Here is a 259-nt window from a genome sequence, read left to right as displayed (position 1 = left end):
CCGACAGCGGACGCGCAATCACCCACAGGCGCGTGTTGGTCCAGAACGGCAACCAGCTCGTGACGATGTCGCGCATCACGCCCTTCGGAATGACCGCGTACGCCTCGGTGAACATCGCGCGATCGGTCAGCAGATCGGTCTGCGGCGGGTGGCCGCCATGCGGCGCGTAATACGTTGTCTTAGACATAAAGCATCCAGGCAATGGGTTGGTCCGGCCCCGGGTCGCAACGGCCAAGCGCGGCACGCGCGTGGGGCACGC

The 259-nt window shown here is 66.0% G+C and carries 1 pseudogene; it reads right to left on the bottom strand.

The window, feature by feature from the left end:
• A pseudogene (locus R0J88_RS21290) lies at positions 1-187 on the bottom strand ((S)-ureidoglycine aminohydrolase); the annotation flags it as partial.
• Positions 188-259 lie beyond the last annotated feature (72 nt).

This window comes from Pseudoalteromonas sp. SIMBA_162 (assembly GCF_046535955.1).
GTDB classification, from domain to species: domain Bacteria; phylum Pseudomonadota; class Gammaproteobacteria; order Enterobacterales; family Alteromonadaceae; genus Pseudoalteromonas; species Pseudoalteromonas marina.
The sequence above is the reverse complement of the archived record's forward strand: the minus strand, read 5'-3'. Positions and strand labels throughout refer to the sequence as shown.